The organism is Kitasatospora sp. NPDC001603 (genome assembly GCF_040298365.1).
GTDB lineage: Bacteria > Actinomycetota > Actinomycetes > Streptomycetales > Streptomycetaceae > Kitasatospora.
The window spans coordinates 59,715-78,739 of sequence record NZ_JBEPAA010000001.1 but is presented as its reverse complement, the minus strand read 5'-3'; the positions used below and the strand labels follow the sequence as shown (position 1 = coordinate 78,739).

12 protein-coding genes are annotated in these 19,025 nt (G+C 72.4%); 6 read left to right on the top strand and 6 right to left on the bottom strand.

Translation table 11 applies throughout. The features are described from left to right. Positions 1–460: 460 nt before the first annotated feature. Together ABT263_RS00330 and ABT263_RS00325 are read left to right on the top strand one after the other, a co-directional pair. Positions 461–2,980, top strand: a complete 2,520-nt coding sequence (locus ABT263_RS00330) for an ATP-dependent Clp protease ATP-binding subunit (protein ID WP_329488353.1) — start codon at positions 461–463, stop codon at positions 2,978–2,980. A gap of 351 nt (positions 2,981–3,331) precedes the next feature. Further along, on the top strand, positions 3,332–5,686 hold the full coding sequence (locus ABT263_RS00325) for an immune inhibitor A domain-containing protein (protein WP_352286134.1): 2,355 nt from the start codon (positions 3,332–3,334) through the stop codon (positions 5,684–5,686). Between the two features lie 162 nt (positions 5,687–5,848). On the opposite strand, the gene ABT263_RS00320 is transcribed toward ABT263_RS00325, so the two are convergent. Then, entirely contained in the window at positions 5,849–7,012 is a 1,164-nt protein-coding gene (locus ABT263_RS00320) for a threonine aldolase family protein (RefSeq protein ID WP_352286132.1), read from the bottom strand. 357 nt (positions 7,013–7,369) lie between these two features. Here ABT263_RS00320 and ABT263_RS00315 point away from each other — a divergent pair, with 357 nt between their 5' ends. Beyond that, positions 7,370–8,296 carry a M23 family metallopeptidase gene (locus ABT263_RS00315; protein ID WP_352286130.1) on the top strand — a complete coding sequence of 309 codons (927 nt, stop codon included), beginning with the start codon at positions 7,370–7,372 and terminating at the stop codon, positions 8,294–8,296. An 81-nt stretch (positions 8,297–8,377) separates the two neighbouring features. Here the strand turns inward: ABT263_RS00315 and ABT263_RS00310 are convergent, their stop codons facing one another. Then, the gene (locus ABT263_RS00310) at positions 8,378–9,004 is read right to left on the bottom strand and encodes a TetR/AcrR family transcriptional regulator (RefSeq protein WP_352286128.1); all 627 of its coding nucleotides are present in this window, start codon (positions 9,002–9,004) and stop codon (positions 8,378–8,380) included. 237 nt (positions 9,005–9,241) lie between these two features. On the opposite strand from ABT263_RS00310, the gene ABT263_RS00305 reads away from it, so the two are divergent. Beyond that, the gene (locus ABT263_RS00305; protein ID WP_329488358.1) at positions 9,242–10,849 is read left to right on the top strand and encodes an MDR family MFS transporter; all 1,608 of its coding nucleotides are present in this window, start codon (positions 9,242–9,244) and stop codon (positions 10,847–10,849) included. A gap of 103 nt (positions 10,850–10,952) precedes the next feature. Here ABT263_RS00305 and ABT263_RS00300 read toward each other — a convergent pair whose 3' ends face one another. Then, entirely contained in the window at positions 10,953–11,900 is a 948-nt protein-coding gene (locus ABT263_RS00300; protein ID WP_352286126.1) for an iron-sulfur binding domain-containing protein, read from the bottom strand. 237 nt (positions 11,901–12,137) lie between these two features. On the opposite strand from ABT263_RS00300, the gene ABT263_RS00295 reads away from it, so the two are divergent. Next, the gene (locus ABT263_RS00295) at positions 12,138–13,043 is read left to right on the top strand and encodes a hypothetical protein (RefSeq protein WP_352286124.1); all 906 of its coding nucleotides are present in this window, start codon (positions 12,138–12,140) and stop codon (positions 13,041–13,043) included. Between the two features lie 185 nt (positions 13,044–13,228). Here ABT263_RS00295 and disA read toward each other — a convergent pair whose 3' ends face one another. Beyond that, positions 13,229–14,335, bottom strand: coding sequence for a DNA integrity scanning diadenylate cyclase DisA (gene disA / locus ABT263_RS00290; protein ID WP_329488361.1), 1,107 nt, complete (start codon positions 14,333–14,335; stop codon positions 13,229–13,231). Between the two features lie 140 nt (positions 14,336–14,475). Next, positions 14,476–15,987: a DNA repair protein RadA gene (gene radA / locus ABT263_RS00285; protein WP_352286122.1), complete on the bottom strand. Its 1,512-nt coding sequence runs from the start codon at positions 15,985–15,987 to the stop codon at positions 14,476–14,478. A 169-nt stretch (positions 15,988–16,156) separates the two neighbouring features. On the opposite strand from radA, the gene ABT263_RS00280 reads away from it, so the two are divergent. Continuing rightward, complete coding sequence (locus tag ABT263_RS00280) at positions 16,157–18,235, top strand: sigma-70 family RNA polymerase sigma factor (RefSeq protein WP_352286120.1); 2,079 nt, start codon at positions 16,157–16,159, stop codon at positions 18,233–18,235. Positions 18,236–18,327: 92 nt separating this feature from the next. Here ABT263_RS00280 and ABT263_RS00275 read toward each other — a convergent pair whose 3' ends face one another. Beyond that, entirely contained in the window at positions 18,328–18,999 is a 672-nt protein-coding gene (locus ABT263_RS00275; protein WP_352286118.1) for a GAP family protein, read from the bottom strand. Positions 19,000–19,025: the final 26 nt, after the last annotated feature.

Genomic DNA, 19,025 nt, shown 5'->3' with positions numbered 1-19,025 from the left:
ACGCTGTAGGGGCGAAGCGGTAACGCCGACACCACCGGGATGGCCTACCGACCCCGAGGGCCGGAGCTGACCCACCGTCACCGCCGGCCGACTTCTCGCCAGGCGAACACCGCCACCGCGGAAACTGCGCGAGAACCATCCCGATACCGGGTATGAATGCAGGTGGACGGCGCCCCGCGCACCGTCCGGGGCAGTACGTGCGACCCGCCGGAGACCCTCCGGATCCGCCGGGGCCGGTGTTGTTCGCCGATGGCGTAGCGGTATCTGGTGCATCCGGCCCACCTGTGGGAACACCGTCTCCCAGCATCAGGTTGGGATTGGTGTCGGCTGGTCGCGCAGCATCTCGCTCCCGTACCGGGGAGTGAATCCGTGGGCCGCGCCGCTGAGCGGGACTAGCATGCGGAAGGACAGGGCGGGGACCGACCCCGAACTGCCCGACCGCTCTGAGGAGCGATAAACGATGTTCGAGAGGTTCACCGACCGCGCGCGGCGGGTTGTCGTCCTGGCTCAGGAAGAAGCCCGGATGCTCAACCACAACTACATCGGCACCGAGCACATCCTCCTGGGTCTGATCCACGAGGGTGAGGGTGTCGCCGCTAAGGCCCTGGAGAGCCTCGGGATTTCTCTTGAGGCCGTTCGCCAGCAGGTCGAGGAGATCATCGGCCAGGGCCAGCAGGCCCCGTCCGGTCACATTCCCTTCACCCCCCGGGCGAAGAAGGTCCTGGAGCTGTCGCTCCGGGAGGCCCTGCAGCTCGGCCACAACTACATCGGCACCGAGCACATCCTGCTCGGCCTGATCCGCGAGGGCGAGGGCGTCGCCGCCCAGGTCCTGGTGAAGCTCGGCGCCGACCTCAACCGGGTGCGCCAGCAGGTCATCCAGCTGCTCTCCGGGTACCAGACCGGCGGCGGCAAGGAGTCGGCCACGGCCGGCGGGCCCGCCGAGGGCACCCCGTCGACCTCGCTGGTCCTCGACCAGTTCGGCCGCAACCTGACCCAGGCCGCCCGCGAGGCCAAGCTCGACCCGGTGATCGGGCGCGAGAAGGAGATCGAGCGGGTCATGCAGGTGCTGTCCCGCCGCACCAAGAACAACCCCGTGCTGATCGGTGAGCCCGGCGTCGGCAAGACGGCCGTGGTCGAGGGCCTGGCCCAGGCGATCGTCAAGGGCGAGGTCCCGGAGACGCTCAAGGACAAGCAGCTCTACACGCTGGACCTGGGCGCCCTGGTGGCCGGCTCGCGCTACCGCGGTGACTTCGAGGAGCGCCTGAAGAAGGTCCTCAAGGAGATCCGCACCCGCGGCGACATCATCCTGTTCATCGACGAGCTGCACACCCTGGTCGGCGCGGGCGCCGCCGAGGGCGCCATCGACGCCGCCAGCATCCTCAAGCCGATGCTGGCCCGTGGCGAGCTGCAGACCATCGGTGCCACCACGCTCGACGAGTACCGCAAGCACCTGGAGAAGGACGCCGCGCTGGAGCGCCGCTTCCAGCCGATCCAGGTCGCCGAGCCGTCGCTGCCGCACACCATCGAGATCCTCAAGGGCCTGCGCGACCGCTACGAGGCCCACCACCGGGTCTCCATCACGGACGCCGCCCTGGTCGCCGCCGCCACCCTGGCCGACCGCTACATCTCGGACCGCTTCCTGCCGGACAAGGCGATCGACCTGATCGACGAGGCCGGCTCCCGGATGCGCATCCGCCGGATGACCGCGCCGCCGGACCTGCGCGAGTTCGACGAGAAGATCGCCGACGTGCGCCGCGAGAAGGAGAGCGCGATCGACGCGCAGGACTTCGAGAAGGCCGCGTCCCTGCGCGACGACGAGAAGCAGCTCCTGCAGGCCAAGGCCAAGCGCGAGAAGGAGTGGAAGGCCGGCGACATGGACGTCGTCGCGGAGGTGGACGAGGAGCTCATCGCCGAGGTCCTGGCCACCGCCACCGGCATCCCGGTCTTCAAGCTGACCGAGGAGGAGTCCTCCCGGCTGCTGCGCATGGAGGACGAGCTGCACAAGCGCGTCATCGGCCAGAAGGACGCCATCAAGGCGCTCTCCCAGGCCATCCGGCGCACCCGTGCGGGCCTCAAGGACCCGAAGCGCCCCGGCGGCTCGTTCATCTTCGCCGGCCCGTCCGGTGTCGGTAAGACCGAGCTGTCCAAGACGCTCGCCGAGTTCCTCTTCGGCGACGAGGACGCGCTGATCTCGCTCGACATGTCCGAGTTCTCGGAGAAGCACACCGTCTCCCGGCTCTTCGGTTCGCCCCCCGGCTACGTGGGCTACGAGGAGGGCGGCCAGCTGACCGAGAAGGTCCGCCGCAAGCCGTTCTCCGTCGTCCTCTTCGACGAGGTCGAGAAGGCCCACCCGGACATCTTCAACTCGCTGCTGCAGATCCTGGAGGACGGTCGCCTGACCGACTCCCAGGGCCGCGTGGTCGACTTCAAGAACACCGTCATCATCATGACGACCAACCTCGGCACCCGGGACATCTCCAAGGGGTTCAACCTGGGCTTCGCGGCCACGGGCGACTCCACCACCGGGTACGAGCGGATGAAGGCGAAGGTCGGGGAGGAGCTCAAGCAGCACTTCCGCCCCGAGTTCCTGAACCGCGTCGACGACATCGTGGTCTTCCACCAGCTGTCCGAGGAAGACATCATCCAGATCGTCGACCTGATGATCGACAAGGTGGACGGCCGGCTGCGGGACCGCGACATGGGCCTTGAGCTCAGCATCGAGGCCAAGAAGCTGCTCGCCAAGCGCGGCTACGACCCGCTGCTCGGTGCCCGTCCGCTGCGCCGCACCATCCAGCGCGAGATCGAGGACCACCTCTCCGAGAAGATCCTCTTCGGCGAGCTGCGAGCCGGTCACATCGTGGTCGTCGGTGTCGAGGGCGAGGGCAAGGAAGCGAAGTTCACCTTCCGCGGCGAGGAGAAGTCCGCGGTCGCGGACACTCCGGCGGCCGTTGCCTCGTCCGGTCCGGACCTGACGAAGTAGTAACAGTTAACAGATAACAGCACACCGTCTGAGCCCCCGGCGTTCGCGCCGGGGGCTCAGTCCGTTTACGTGCCGTTACGAAAACTGTGATCCACCCCACGGGCTCGCAGGTGGGAGGCCTGGTCGGGCGGTGGTGCGAGTGCGACCCAGTAAGCAGGCATCTTTAATGCCAATGCTGTTGACGGATCGTCAGTTGATAGCGAGTCGCGGAGCATAGCGGTGTGGCCATGTAACGGTCAAGGTCTATCTTTTCCGTCCACGCTTGGATCAAATGTCGTCCACCTGTCTTTCATTGGTTTACCGGAAGGCCAAGAGCCGGACCGGTTTGGGGAGGACGTCACAACGTTGAAGATGACCAGGAAAGCCGCCGCGGCCGCCACGGCCGGGGCGGTCATAGCCGCTCTGGGCGCGGGTCTGTTCCCGAGCACGGCCCTCGCGGCCGGCTCGGCGCCCACGCCGAAGGACCCCGCTGACGCCGTTCAGTCGGTCAAGACGGACCACAACCTGCCGGGCCCGCTGACCGAGAAGGTCGAGGCCGAGCAGAAGGCCGCCACCGAGCAGCTGCTCGCCGGCACCGCGAAGGTCGAGGAGCACGGCGGCAGCTCCAGCATCAAGCTGGGCAAGGACAAGTACGTCGAGCTCGCCCGCGAGCGCACGGACAAGATCTTCACCATCCTGGTCGACTTCAGCGACCAGGTGGACAACACCACGAAGACCCCGGACGGCAAGATCAAGTTCGGTGGGGACCCCGGTCCGCAGCACAACCAGATCGAGAAGCCCGACGCGGCGACCAACAACTCGACGCTCTGGCAGGCTGACTACAACCAGCAGCACTACCAGGACATGTACTTCAGCAAGACCCAGGACTCGCTGAAGACCTTCTACGAGAAGCAGTCCTCGGGCCGCTACTCCGTCGACGGCCAGGTCACCGACTGGGTGAAGGTCCCGTGGAACGAGGCCCGTTACGGCTCGGACTACTGCGGCCAGCACGTCTGCAACAACGCGCAGGACCTGATCCGCGACGGCATCAACGCCTGGGTCGCCGACCAGAAGGCCAAGGGCCAGACGGACGCTCAGATCAAGGCCACCATCGCGCAGTACGACCAGTGGGACCGGTACGACTTCGACCACGACGGCAACTTCAACGAGCCCGACGGTTACATCGACCACTTCCAGATCGTGCACGCCGGTGAGGACCAGTCGGCGGGCGGCGGCAAGCAGGGCGACAACGCGCTGTGGGCCCACCGCTCGTACGTCTACGGCACCCAGGCCGGCTCCACCGGCCCCGCCAACAACCTGCTCGGCGGCACCCCGGTCGGCTCCACCGGCATCTGGATCGGTGACTACACCATGCAGCCGGAGAACGGCGGCCTCGGTGTCTTCGCCCACGAGTACGGCCACGACCTCGGCCTGCCGGACCTGTACGACACCTCGGGCAGCGGGATCGACAACTCGGTCGGCTTCTGGTCGCTGATGTCCTCCGGCTCCTGGCTCGGCGAGGGCAAGAACTCGATCGGCGACATGCCGAACGACCTCGACGCCTGGAGCAAGCTCCAGCTCGGCTGGCTGAAGTACGACAAGGCCAAGGCCGGCACCGAGACGACCCACCACATCGGCCCGGTCGAGTACAACTCGAACCTGCCGCAGGCCCTGGTCGTCGACCTGCCGAAGAAGACCGTCACCACCGAGATCAACACCCCGTTCGCGGGTGCCAACGAGTGGTGGAGCGGCAGCGCCGACGACCTCAACGTGTCGCTGGCCCGTGACGTCGACCTGACCGGCAAGACCAGTGCCGCGCTGACGGCCAAGGCCTGGTACGACATCGAGCAGGACTTCGACTACGGCTACGCCGAGGTCTCCACCGACGGTGGCGCCAACTGGACCGCCCTGAACGGCACCTTCAACGGGGTCGCGATCCCGAAGAACGCCGCCGACAAGGCCGGCCTGACCGGCAACTCGGGCAACAAGTGGGGCGACCTGTCGTTCTCGCTCGACGCCTACGCGGGTAAGGCCGTCAAGGTCCGCTTCCACTACACCACCGACGGCGGTCTGCACCTCAAGGGCCTGGCCCTGGACGACATCGCCATCGCCGCCAACGGCGCCACCGTCTTCACCGACGGTGCCGAGAACGGCGACAACGGCTGGACGGCCAACGGCTTCTCCCGCATCACCGGCAAGTTCTCGAACGACTACGCGCAGTACTACATCGCCGAGAACCGCCAGCACATCTCGTACGACCGGACCCTGAAGACCGGCCCGTACAACTTCGGCTTCTCCAACACCAAGCCGAACTGGGTGGAGCACTACCCCTACCAGGCCGGTCTGCTGATCTGGCTGTGGGACACCTCCCAGAGCGACAACAACGTCACCAACCACCCGGGTTCCGGCCTGATCCTCCCGGTCGACTCGCACCCGACCCCGATCAAGTGGGCCGACGGCACCCTGATGCGCCCGCGCATCCAGGGCTACGACTCGACCTTCGGCTCGCGCAAGGTCGACAGCCTGACCCTGCACAAGGCCGGCGTCGAGACGGTCGTCCCGAAGGCCAAGGGCGTCGACGAGTTCAGCGACCTCAAGTCGTACTGGTCGAAGGACAACCCGTACAGCAGCGTCATCGTCCCGAAGACCGGCACCAGCATCGAGGTCGAGAACGAGTCCTCGAACTACCTCGAGACCTGGATCCGCGTCCGCCCGGTCGACAACTGATCGAAACGAGCAGTGACGATCAGCCTCTGACCAGGCACTGATTCACCAGTCCGGCCCGTCCCCGCAGCTGCGGGGGCGGGCCGGACGCTTGTCCGCGAGAGGTCCGCGCGGCCCCCGGAGTCCGCCCGTCCGGCGGGGTCCGCGAGGCACTTCCGGTCGGACCTACCGGTCCGGCAGCAGGGCGAGGAAGGCGTCCACCGCCTCGGTGACGTCCTTCCCGGTCCACTCCAGCGCGTCCGCGGCCACCGTGACCTCCGTCATCGACAGCCCCGGCAGGCCCTGCTCGCGCCAGCCGCCGAACAGGGCCGTCCCCGACTCCTCCGCCAGCCGGAGTCCCGCGAGGTCCAGCTCCTGCGGGGGGTAGGGAAGCCAGAGCTGGAACTGATGGGTGTGCGGCGGGGCCGGGTGGACCCGGGCGCCCGGAACGCCCGCGAACCCCTCGGCGAGCGCCGCCGCGACCGTCCCGGCGTGCGCGACGTACTGCCCCAGGCGCGGCAGTTCGCGGTCCAGGCCGGCCAGCGCGGCGAGCGCCGCCGGCCACTGCTGGAACAGCTGGCCGCCGTAGCGGTGCCGCCAGGCCTTGGCGGTCCGCACGAAGCGGGCCCGGCCGGCCAGCGCGGCGCCGCTGATCCCGCCGAGCGTCTTGTAGAAGGAGACGTAGACCGAGTCGGCCTGGGCGGCGATCTCCGGCAGCGGGCGGTCGAAGTGCACCACCGACTCCCAGATCCGGGCCCCGTCCAGGTGCAGCGCGGCGCCGTGCTCCTCCCGGACCACCGCGGCCACGGCCAGCAGGTCCGCCCAGGACGGCAGGACGAACCCGGCCTCGCGCAGCGGCAGCTCCAGGATCATCGCCGCGTACGGCTCGTCGAAGGCCCGCAGCTCGGCCACGGTGGGGAGCCGCGGCGCGACCGTGGGCCAGACGCTGCGCAGACCGCTGAGCCGCCCCAGGGCGTGCCGCTCGTGCAGTTCGGTGTGCCCGAGCGGGTGGGTGGCCACGGTCGGCAGCGCGGCGGCCTCGGCGTGGATCCGCAGCGCGACCTGCTGGGCCATCGTGCCGGTGGGGAAGAACGCGGCGTCCTCGGTGCCGAGCAGCTCGGCGACCCGGTTCTCCAGGGCCCGCACCACGCCGTCGCCGTACATGTCCGGCCGCCGGTCCAGGTCGTAGGCGCCCTCGCCCTCCTCGGCCAGGGCGGCGAGCCGCTCGCGCAGGCTTCGCGGCCGGGTGCCGGAGAGCAGCCGCTCGCAGCCGCGCAGCGCGGTGTACCGGCGCTCCTGGACGCCGGGCCCGCAGTCGGCTTCGGTCTCTTCGCTCCTGTTGGGATACATGCGTCGATGGTCCCGCAGGGACGGCGCGGGGTCAGCGGTGCGGACACCACGGGCGCCGCGGGGCCGGCCGGAGCCCGGCGCCGGGTGGCACTGGTCACAGGCACCCCCCGTGGTACGAGCGGCGGTAGTAGCGCGACGCGGCGGGGCCCCGGCAGACCCGGGCCGTGACCCTACTGTCGGATCACATGATCGTTACTCCGTCGGCTTGAATCTCCGGCCGGACGGTGACTACACGCCGTAGTACGTCACACCGTTTGGGAGTCCGCTCGGTGACGGTTACACCTGAGTGGTCCCTGCTCAGCACGCCCGAACGGGCTCGTTGCGCTGCCCCCGTACGTCCGTGAGGTCGAGCTACCGATGTCTTCCGTCCCGCCCATGGGGCCGGCCCTGCGCCGCCTCGCCGCCGACGCGGCGAACCGGGCGGCCGCCTGGCAGCCCCGGCTCGGCCAGGCCGTCCGCACCCACGCCGCCCCGCTCCGCACGCTCACCGCGCCCCGCCACGTGCTCCCCGGGGGCCCGCTGCGGGCCGACCGGCACCGCACCGTCACCGCGATCGGCGCGAGCGCGGTGATACTGTCCGGCGCCCTGCTGGTCGCCGCCCCCGGCAGCGCCTCGGCGCAGACGGTCAGACCCACCACCCCCGGCAGCTCCGCCTTCACCTCCTCGCCCGCCGCGGTGCCCGCCCCCACGCCGGTGCAGGTCGCCGGCCCGAGCGCCTACAAGCTGCCGCACGAGCACGGCTCGGCGCAGGAGTACGTGGCGGTCGCCGCCAACCTGCTGCCCCCGGAGCCGCCCGCCCCGGCCGCGCCGTCCGCCGACCAGGCTCCGGCCGCCGAGGCCGCCCCGGCTCCCGCACCCGCTCCGGCCCCCGCGCCCGAGTGGTCCGCGCCGGTGCCGGGCGCGCCGACCAGCAACCCGTACGGCGTGGCCAACCCCGAGTACGCGGCCGGCTACCACACCGGCGTGGACTTCGCGGTGTCCCCGGGCACCGCCCTGCTGGCGGTCGGCAACGCCACCGTCGTGTCGGCCGGCTGGGACGGCGCCTACGGCAAGGAGGTCGTGCTGCGGCTGGCCGACGGGCGGTACGCGCAGTACGCGCACATGTCGTCGATCTCGGTGTCGGCGGGCGACCGGGTGTCGGCCGCCGAGCAGATCGGCCGCTCCGGGAACACCGGCAACTCGACCGGGCCCCACCTGCACTTCGAGATCCGCTCCAGCAACCACTACGGCGCGGTGGTCAACCCGATCGCCTACCTCTCCGGGCACGGGGTCACCGGCTTCTGAGGCCGCGGCACACGACGAGGGGCGGACCGGTCCACGCGACCGGTCCGCCCCTCGGGCGTTCGTGGGCGGGCGCCGGGCCGCTCAGACCCGGACCGGGGGGCTGATCAGGGCGCCGATCTCCAGCGCGACCCGCTGCGCGGCCGCCATCGCCTCCTCCACGGTGGCCACCGGTACCGCGTGCTCCGGGACGTGCCCGGGCTCCTGGCACTCGGCGGCGTCCTGCTTGATCAGGAACAGGGCCGAGTTGATGGTGAACAGCGACATCGCGGCGCGCAGCCGGTCCTCGAAGGTGGCCTCCGGGCCGTGCACCAGCCGGACCATCGCGATCATGCGGTCCTTGAACTCCACCCCGGCGGGCGAGTCGCGCAGCGCGGGCTGGTTCTCGTGGAAGAAGCGCAGCAGCGGGGCCCGCTCCGACATGCCCGCCGCGAACCGGCGGATCAGCTCGTCGCGCAGCGCGGGCGTCCACTCCTGCTCGCGGCCCCAGGCGATGGTGTCGTCGATCGGCGCGGCCATGCTCTGCACGATGCCGTGGACGATGTCGTCCTTGGTCTTGAAGTGGTAGTAGAGCGCGGCCTTGGTGACGCCCAGGCGGTCGGCGATCTCGCGGAGCGAGGTCTGCTCGTACCCCTGTTCGGAGAAGAGCTCCAGTGCGACCGCGACGATACGGGCCCGGGTGTCGCTGCGGGGGCTGTGCGTCGTACCCATGGCCTGCCTCGTTGACTGCGTCGGTGACTGCTGTGGCTGCGTTCGGCCGGCGCCGGTCGACGCCTGCCCGTCCGAACTCATTCTCCCCGTTCCGGTGGTCGACCTGGAAACTGGCTTGACGACCGGCTAGTGCACAACTTACCGTGCCGACGGTCCACAAACTAGCCGGGCGACAAGTAAGTAAGCCTTCCGCAGGCCAGATCGGTCGTCCGCCTCCAGTCCGGGAGACACCACCCCATGTCACAACCCAAGGCCGCCACCCCGGCACCGGAAACGACGACGCCCGAGGAGCAGCAGTCGCGCTCCCCCCGGGAGATCCGCCTGGTCATGATCGGCCTGGTGGTCACCATGCTGCTGGCCATGCTCGACAACCTGATCGTCGGCACCGCGATGCCGACGATCGTCGGCGACCTCGGCGGCGCCGAGCACCTGTCCTGGGTGGTGACCGCCTACACCCTGGCCACCGCCGCCTCCACCCCGATCTGGGGCAAGCTCGGCGACCTCTACGGCCGCAAGGGCATCTTCCTCACCTCGATCGTGATCTTCCTCGTGGGTTCGGCGCTGTCCGGCCTCTCGCAGAACATGAACGAGCTGATCGGCTTCCGCGCCCTCCAGGGCCTGGGCGCCGGCGGTCTGATGGTCGGCGTGATGTCGATCATGGGCGCGCTGGTCCCGCCGCGTGACCGCGGCAAGTACCAGGGCATGTTCGCCGCGGTGATGGCGCTCGCCACCATCGGCGGCCCGCTGGTCGGCGGCTTCATCACCGACCACCTGAGCTGGCACTGGACCTTCTACATCAACCTGCCGCTCGGCGTGATCGCGCTCGCCGTCGTCGTGGTCACCCTGAAGCTGCCGAAGGTCCGCAGCAAGGCCCGCATCGACTACGTCGGCGCGCTCCTGCTCACCACCGGCATCACCGCGCTCACCCTGATCACCACCTGGGGCGGCCAGGAGTACGCCTGGGGCTCCAAGCAGATCCTGGGCCTGGGCGCGCTCGCCGCCGCCACGCTGATCGCCTTCTGCTACGTCGAGCAGCGGGTCGAGGAGCCGATGCTCCCGCTCGACCTGTTCAAGAACCTGAACTTCACCCTGGTCTCGCTGATCGGCTTCATCGTCGGCTTCGTGATGTTCGGCTCGACCGTCTTCCTGCCGCTCTACCAGCAGACCGTGCAGGGCGCCTCGGCGACCAACTCCGGCCTGCTGCTGATGCCGATGATGTTCGGCATGCTGGTCGTCTCGCTGGTGGTCGGCCAGGCGGTCACCAAGACCGGCAAGTACCGGATCTACCCGATCATCGGCACCATCGTGATGACCGGCGGCATGCTGCTGCTGTCCATGCTCTCCACCGACACCAGCAGCTTCGCCTCGGCCTGCTACATGGTGGTGCTCGGCGCCGGCATGGGCTTCCTGATGCAGATCACCATGCTGGTCGCGCAGAACAGCGTGGAGCTCAAGGACATGGGCGTGGCCAGCTCCACCGCCACGCTGTTCCGCACCATCGGCGGTTCCTTCGGTGTGGCGCTGTTCGGGGCCCTGTTCAACAACCGGGTGACCGAGACCATGAAGGAGCGGCTCGGCGACGCGGCCGCCAACGGCGGTGGCAAGGGCGACCCGAGCTCCCTGAGCCCGGCCGCGCTGCGGGCACTGCCCGCCCCGGTCCAGGACGCGTACCACCACGCCGTGGCCAACGGCATGCACACCGTCTTCCTCTGGGGCGCCGCGGCCGCGGTGATCTCGATCGCCGCGGCGGTGTTCCTGCGCGAGGTGCCGCTGCGCGGCGCCGGCTCGCCGGCGAAGGACGACGCCAAGGGCACCGAGCCCAACATCGAGGCCGTCGCGATCTGACGCCCGGAAAGCCCCCCTCCCGCCCTGGGAGGGGGGCTCTCGCGTCTCCGGGCGCGGGCGGTTCCGGTCCGCCGTCCCGCAGGCCGCCACGGGCCGCCCCGCGCTACTGCGGCAGGCGGTAGACGCCCTGCTCGACCGGCTCGACCAGGCCGTCGGCGACCAGTCCGTCCAGCGCCCGGGCCCGCTGCACCGCGTCCGGCCAGACCGCGTCCAGCCGTGCCTGCCCGACCGTGCCGTGCGCGTCCCGCAGCACCGCGAGGAGCTTCCCGCGCACCTGCCGGTCCGTTCCCTCGTAGGTCTGGCCGCGCCGGGCCGGGCCCTCGTACGGCGGGCGGCCGGCCCGCTGCCACGCACAGTGGCTGAACAGCGGACAGCCGCCGCACTCCGGTGCGCGCGCCGTGCAGACCAGGGCCCCCAGCTCCATCACGCCGACCGCCCAGGTCGCCGCCGTGTCGGCGTCGTCGGGCAGCAGCGCCGTCGCCGTCCGCCGCTCGGCCGCCGTGGTGGCCTGGGCCGGGTACTCCACCCCGGTCACCGCGCGGGCGAACACCCGCCGGACGTTGGTGTCGAGCACCACGTGCCGCTGGCGGAAGGCGAACGAGGCCACCGCCGCGGCCGTGTACTCCCCGACGCCGGGCAGCGAGAGCAGCGTCGCGTGGTCGTCCGGGACGACGCCGCCGTGCTTCTCGGTGATCGCCACCGCCGCCCCGTGCAGGCGCAGCGCCCGCCGCGGGTAGCCCAGCCGGCCCCACGTCCGAACCGCCTCGCCCGGCGCGTCGGCCGCCAGGTCGGCCGGTGTCGGCCAGCGCTCCAGCCATGCCGCGTAGGCCGGCAGCACCCGCTTCACCGGGGTCTGCTGGAGCATGAACTCGCTGACCATCACCGCCCAGGGCGAGGCCTCCGGGGTCCGCCAGGGGAGGTCGCGCTGGTGGGCGTCGTACCAGCCGAGGACGGTCGAGTGCAGCACCGGCAGCGGCAGCGGCAGCGCCGGTACGGCGGCCGCCGCGGACGAGGGGGCGGGGACGGCGGGGGTGACGGTGATGGCAGCCATGGCCCTTCGATCCTCCCACGTCCGCGGCGCCGCTCGAAGCGGGTGCGGGGCCTGGCGCGGAGTTGCCTCGGAGCTGCCTCTGATCAGGCTCGGAGCGGACGGGCGGGTTCCGGATTGTCCCGGAAGGCTCCCACCCGGACTCCCCCGAACGGCTCATATGGCGGATCATGTGAAGGAAGGGGCGAGTGTGCGGTGTTGGTGAGTCACAGGGCACACACTGTCTCGTAGAGTTTGGGCGTGCCTTCTCTGCGTCAACCCGTGGGACCGTTGCCGGCCTCGATCTACTGGCGACGGCGTCTCGTCGTCGCCGTCGCCGTCGCCGCGGTCGTCGCCCTGCTCGTCTGGCTGATGTCCGATCAGGGCGGTGGTGGTGACGGACCGGCGGGCAAGGGCGCGCAGGCCGCTCCCTCCCAGACCCCGGTCCAGACGATCACCCCGGGCGCGTCGTCGACCGGGCCCGCGAACAACTCGCGCCCCGGCAGCGGCGGGACGGGCGGCACCAACCCGGGCGGCGGCGCGGTCTCCGGATCCGGTGGCGGCGACGCCAGCCTCAGCACCGGCGGTGCGGGCGGCTCCGGTGGCGCGGCCAACCCGGCCACCGGCGGCGGTTCGGCCGCCGGCGGATCGGCCGGCGGCGGGTCCGCCGCGGGCGGTACGGGCGGCGGCGCGGCCGGCGGCTCCGGCGGCAGCGGCGGCGGCACTCCCCCGGTGAACACCTCCGAGGTGATGGCGCTGCCCGTCTGCGCCTCCTCCCAGGTGACGCTGGAGCTGGCCAGTGCCCAGAACTCCTACCAGCCCAAGGACAAGCCGAAGCTGACGCTGACCGTCCACAACTCCTCCGGCGCCAACTGCCGGGTGGACCTCGGGCGGACGGCCTCCGCCATCACGGTGACGGCCAGCAACGGCGACCGCGTCTGGTCCTCCGGCGACTGCCCGGCCGACCGCGGCGGCAACTGGGTGCAGATCCCGGCCAACAGCGGCCTGACCGAGACCTTCACCTGGGACCGCGGCCGCAGCAAGCCGCAGTGCGCCACCGCCGATCCGGCGGCCGCGCCCGCCGGCACCTACCTGGTGGTCGCCGACCTCACCGGCCTCTCCGGCGGCCAGGTGTCGGCGCGCTCCTCGATCCGCCTGGAGAGCTGAGCGCCCCGAACACCCCGCTCCCGACGCCCTCCCGCGAAGCCCCGGCGCACGCCGCGCCGGGGCTTCGGCGCGTTTCCGGCCACCTCCGGACGGGGTTCGCCGGGGCGGCGCGACGGGCGGCGCCGCGACACGGAGCGGCCCCCGGGGAAGGTTCCCCGAGGGCCGCCCGCACGTACTGGTCGTCGTCAGACGTAGCGCTCCAGGATGGATGATTCAGCAAGTCGGGACAGGCCCTCGCGCACCGAGCGCGCCCTGGTCTCGCCGACGCCCTCGACCGTCTGCAGATCGTCGATGCTGGCCGCGAGCAGCTTCTGCAGTCCGCCGAAATGCTCGACCAGCCGCTCTATCACGGTGTTGGGCAGGCGCGGGATCTTGGCCAGCAGGCGGTAGCCGCGCGGCGAGACCGCGGAGTCCAGCGACTCCGGCGAGCCCGAGTAGCCGAGCGCCTTGGCGACCGTCTGCAGGTCGAGCAGCTCGGCGTGGGTCAACGCCTCCAGATCAGCCAGCACCTCGGCGACCGTCCGGCCCTTCTTCGCGGCCCGCTCCGGGAAGTAGTCCCGGGCGACCAGCTCGCGCTCCGGCTCCACGCCCGCGATCAGCTCGTCCAGTTGGAGGGAGAGCAGCCGGCCGTCGATACCGAGCTCCAGCACGTAGCCGGCGATCTCGGTGGCGATCAGCCGGACCATCTCCAGCCGCTGGGCGACGGCGGTGACGTCCCGGACCGTCACCAGGTCCTCGATCTCCAGGGCGGAGAGCGTGCCGGCCACCTCGTCCAGCCGGAGCTTGTACCGCTCCAGCGTGGCCAGCGCCTGGTTCGCCCGGGAGAGGACGGTGGTGGAATCCTCCAGCACCCGGCGGGTGCCGTTGACGTACATCGCGATCAGTCGCATCGAGTGCGACACCGCGACCACGGGGAACCCGGTCTGCCGGTTGACCCGCTCCGCGGTGCGGTGGCGGGTGCCCGTCTCGTCGGTGGGGATGGTGGAGTCCGGCATCAGGTGCACCCCGGCCCGGACGATCTTGGTGATGTCCTTGTCCAGCACCACGGCGCCGTCGAGCTTGCACAGCTCGCGGAGCCGGGTCGCGGTGAACTCGACGTCCAGGACGAACCCGCCGGTACAGATCGACTCGACGGTCTTGTCGAAGCCGAGCACGATCAGACCGCCGGTGTTGGCCCGCAGCACGCGTTCCAGGCCGTCACGCAGCCCCGTGCCGGGGGCGATGGCGGTGAGGGAGGCCCGCAGCAGGGCCTCCTCGCGGGAGGACTTGTCCACCCGGTCGCTGCCTGCCACGTGACTCCTCCGGTCGACCCCGTGCCGCGCGCCTCGCGCCGTGCGCCGGCCTACGGTCTGTCGCTCTGTCGCTTATTACTGCCTTATTGCCAATTAGACAGGGGAAAGTCTAACTGCGTGCGGCATTAACAGGGCTTGGGTCAGCGCAGTTCGTCCGAGTCGACCGGCTCCCACCCCTCCATGAGCTCCTCCGGGTAGGCCGCGACGGGCGCCGCGGCGGCGGCCCGGCGCGGGGTCGGCGGCGCCGACGGCGCCTCACCGCGCGGCTTGGCGGCGGCCCGGCGGCGGCCCGGGATGGCCCGCAGCGCCTCACCGATGTCCGCGACCTCGACGACCGTCATCCCCGCCGGCACCTTGCCCGGGTCCGGCGGGACCAGCGCGTGCGTGAAGCCCAGCCGGTGCGCCTCGGCCAGCCGCCGCTGCACACCCGTCACCCGCCGTACCTCGCCCGCCAGACCGACCTCGCCGATCGCCACCAGGTTGCTCGGGAGCGGGGTGTCCGAGGAGGAGCTGGCCACGGCGAGCGCGATCGCGAGGTCCGCCGAGGGCTCGCTCAGCTTCACCCCGCCGACCGTGGCGGTGTAGATGTCCTGCTTGCCGAGCTTGACCCCGCCGTGCCGCTCGACCACGGCCAGGATCATCGCGATCCGGGGCGACTCCAGGCCGGAGGTCGTCCGGCGCGGGGACGGGATCTGCGAATCCACCATCAGCGCCTGCACCTCCGCCACCAGCGGACGCCGGCCCTCCAGCGTGACGGTCAGGCAGGTCCCGGGGACGGGCTTGTCACGCCTGGTCAGGAAGAGGCCGGAGGGATCGGCCAGGCCCACGATGCCCTCGTCGTGCAGCTCGAAGCAGCCGACCTCGTCGGTGGCGCCGTAGCGGTTCTTGATGCCGCGGATGATCCGCAGCCGGGCGTGGCGGTCCCCCTCGAAGCTCAGCACCACGTCCACCAGGTGCTCCAACAGCCGGGGCCCGGCGATCTGGCCGTCCTTGGTGACGTGGCCGACCAGCAGGGTGGCCATGCCGCGGTCCTTGGACGCCCGGATCAGCGCACCGGCCACCTCGCGGACCTGGGCCGGCCCGCCGGGCGCGCCGTCCAGCTCGGCGGAGGCGATGGTCTGCACCGAGTCCAGGATCAGCAGGCCCGGGTTCACCGCGTCGATGTGCCCGAGGACGGCGCCGAGATCGGACTCGGCCGCGAGGTACAGGTGCTCGGAGAGCGCGTTGATCCGGTCCGCCCGCAGCCGGACCTGACCGGCCGACTCCTCACCGGTGACGTAGAGCGTGCGGTGCTGGGCACTGGCCGCCTTGGCCGCGACGTCCAGCAGCAGGGTGGACTTGCCGACGCCGGGCTCGCCGGCCAGCAGCACCACGGCGCCGGGGACGAGGCCGCCGCCGAGCACCCGGTCCAGCTCGGGCACACCGGTGGAGCGGGCCGTCGCGACCTGGCCGTCGATCTGGGCGATCGGGCGCGCGGGCGCGCTCACCGGCCCCGCGGCCGTCGTCCTGATCGGCACCGCGCCGTACTCCTCGACCGTGCCCCAGGCGTTGCACTCCGGGCAACGGCCGACCCATTTGGGCAGCTGGTTGCCGCACTCGGTGCAGCGGTACGCCGGGCGCGGCTTGGCGGTGGTCTTGGTGCGGGCAGCCATGCGGTCACCGTAGCGCCTGGGTACGACAACGCGGGTCCGGCGGCCGCGGCGCGGGGACGGGACGGTGCGGGCACCTCCGGTCCACGAATGGGCGATGTTGTTACCCGAAAGAAGTACAACAGCAGGGAAGAGCCCGGGCGGGGGCCCGGGTCTCTCTACCGTCGGACGGGTGACAACGCGTATCGAAGGGCCGCGCGACCCCGTGCTCGCGGCGTACGACCGGCAGGTGGACGGCCTGTTCACCTACTGCCTCTCGGTGCTGTGCGAGCACGACGCGGCCGCGGCCGCCCTGCGCGAGGTGCGCGAGCTGGCGCGGCGGCACGGGGCCCGGCTCGCCGAACCGGGGATGGTCCGGGCCTGGCTGTACTCGCTGGCCCGGTACTGCTGCCTGCGGCGCCTGGAGGACGGGGGCGGACTCGGCGGCGGTGGCGCTGCCGGTCCTGGTGCCGCCGCCGGGGCCGCCGCCGGGGCCGCCGCCGTCGCCGGCCTGCTCGACGCGGTGACCGGTGCGGGTACCGGCGGCGCGGGCCCGTCGGACGCCGCCGGTCCCTCGGCCGCGGAGGCGGGCCGTCGGCGCCGGGAGCTGGCCTCGCTGGCCTGGCCCGAGGCGGCCGGCACCGACCCCGAGCAGCGCGAGGCGCTGGAGCTGTCGGTGCGCCACCGGCTGAGCCCGATCGAGGTGGCGGCCGTCCTGGGCGTCCCCTTCGAGAGCTGCCGCGCACTGCTCGCCTCGGCCGAGGCCGAGGTCGGCCGGACCAGGGCGGCCCTGCTGGTGCTCGGTGTCGGCAGCTGCCCCGAGCTGGACCGGCTCGGCGGGGCCGGGGCGGAGAGCTGGCGGGACTGGGTGCTCGGCCCCGCGCTGCGCCGCGAGCTGGTGCAGCACGTGGCGGACTGCCCGACCTGTCGGGGCACCGCCGAGCGGGTGGCCGGCGAGGTGACGCAGGGCGCCGACGGCCTGTCCGGGCTGCCGGTCCTGTCCGCCCCGGCGGCCCCGGCGGCGACCGGGGCAGGGCCCGACGGGGCGGTGTTCCTGCCGCGTGCGGCGGAGGAGGCGGCGCGGCGGAGGACCTCGGGGCCGGCCCCGGTGGTCGAGCCCGGTCTCCGGTTCGACCAGGGCGGGTTCCCGCGCCACCGGGCGCCGGACAGCGGCCGGGCCCGGGCGGTACGCCGCCGGGTGGTGACCACCGGGGTGCTGGCCGCCGTCCTGGCCGCGCCGGTGGTGGCGCTCTGGGCCGGCCACCGGGGTGGCGGCGGCACCGGGGCGGCGGCCTCCGTCTCCTCGGTCCGGGTCGAGGACGACGCGCGGTCCGCCGGGCACCGGCCGGGCGGGCCGGGGGCGGTGGCCGGGCAGTCCGGGCTGCCCGGCGGGGTGGTGGGGGCCGTGGGCGCGGCCCCGGCGGTGGCGGGGCTGGAACTGGCCGGGGCCAGGGGTGCAGAAACGTTGCTCCCGGGGATCCAGGGCCCCGCGATTCCGGTCCCCGGCCGGGGCGCGACCCCGCTCGGCAGTCCGACACTGGTCGCCGCACCGGCCCCCGCCGTCACCGGCGGCCCAGGCACCGCACCGGGCGCCGCAGGCCCCGCCGGTGGTCCGGGGGCACCGGCCACCGCGCCGATCGGGCTGCTGACCGTCGAGGCCGGCGAGTACGGCAACCGCACCGTCCTCACCCTGACCAACTCCGGCGCCACCGAGATCCGCTGGCACGCCGAGGTGGGCGCCGCCTGGCTGCGCCTCAGCCGGGACGCCGGAACGCTCGCACCGGGCCAGCGGATCACGGTGATCGTCACCGTCGACGAGGACCTCGCGCCGGACGCGCACTGGACCGCCCGGATCGCCCTGCCGCCCTCGCAGGCGGTGGTCACCCTGGAGGGCGGCCCGCACCACCGGGGCGGCAGCACCTCGGCGCCGGGCGAGCCGACCTCGGCCCCGACCGATCCGGGGCCCACGCCCACCGGCGGTACGCCGACGGGCCCGCCGACCGGTGGTACCCCGACCGGGCCCGGGCCCACGGGGGCGCCGACCGGACCGACGGCGACGGCCGCGCCGAGCGGCACGCCGACGACCGCTCCCTCGGCGACACCGACCGGGGCTCCGACGGGCGCGCCGACAGGGGCGCCCACGGGGGCGCCCACGGGCGCGCCGACCGGGCCGGGGACGGGGACAGGCACGCCCAGCGGGGCCGCGTCGTCGGGCGGGTCGGCGTCACCGGCGCCGAGGGGTGGCGCGTCGGCGCCCGCTTCGCCGCGCTGAACCGGGAGGGGAGCGGAGCGGGAGGCACGGGCCGGGGTGGGGACGCACTGCCCCCGGCCCGTCGCCCGCCCCCGGCCCCGTGGCTCAGCCGGTCAGCCGGTCAGCCCGGCGATGCCGTCGCCGAGGTACTTCGCCCCGAGGACGACCAGGAGGACGATCATGATGGCCGCGTTGTGCGCGGCCATCCACGCCTTCCACTCACCCAGCACCCGGGACGACCGGTCGCCGCCGAACCGGGACACCGCCAGCGGCACCACCGTGCAGAGCGAGCCGATCACCACCATCAGCGCGGCCGCGCCCGCCTTGCCGCCGCCGGAGGCCGTACTGGTGGCGATCGAGACCGCGCCGCCCACCGCCAGCACCAGGTTCTTCGGGTTGGCCACCACCAGGGCGGCGCCCAGGCCGGCCGCCCGGACCGGGGTGAAGCGGTCGATCGCCCGCATCCACGTCGGCGGCGCGTGCACATGGCCCTCGCGCGGGCGGCCCCGCCACTGCTCGAACCCCAGCAGCAGGAACAGCGCGCCCAGCGCCAGCTTCAGCCACCACGCCCAGGCCGGCGGGGCGGAGCCGGTACTCAGCCCGGAGCCGGCCGACACCACCACCGCGACCACCGCTCCCAGCGCCACCACCCAGCCGCCCGTGAAGGCCGGCCCGTTGGTCCGGCCCTGCGGGGTGGCCAGCATCAGGATCACTGCGATCAGCGGCATCGGGCTGAGCGCGATGCCGACGGCCGAGGCCAGCATCTGGCCGACAGCGTCACCCATCCCGACTCCTCCCGGTCACCGGTGTG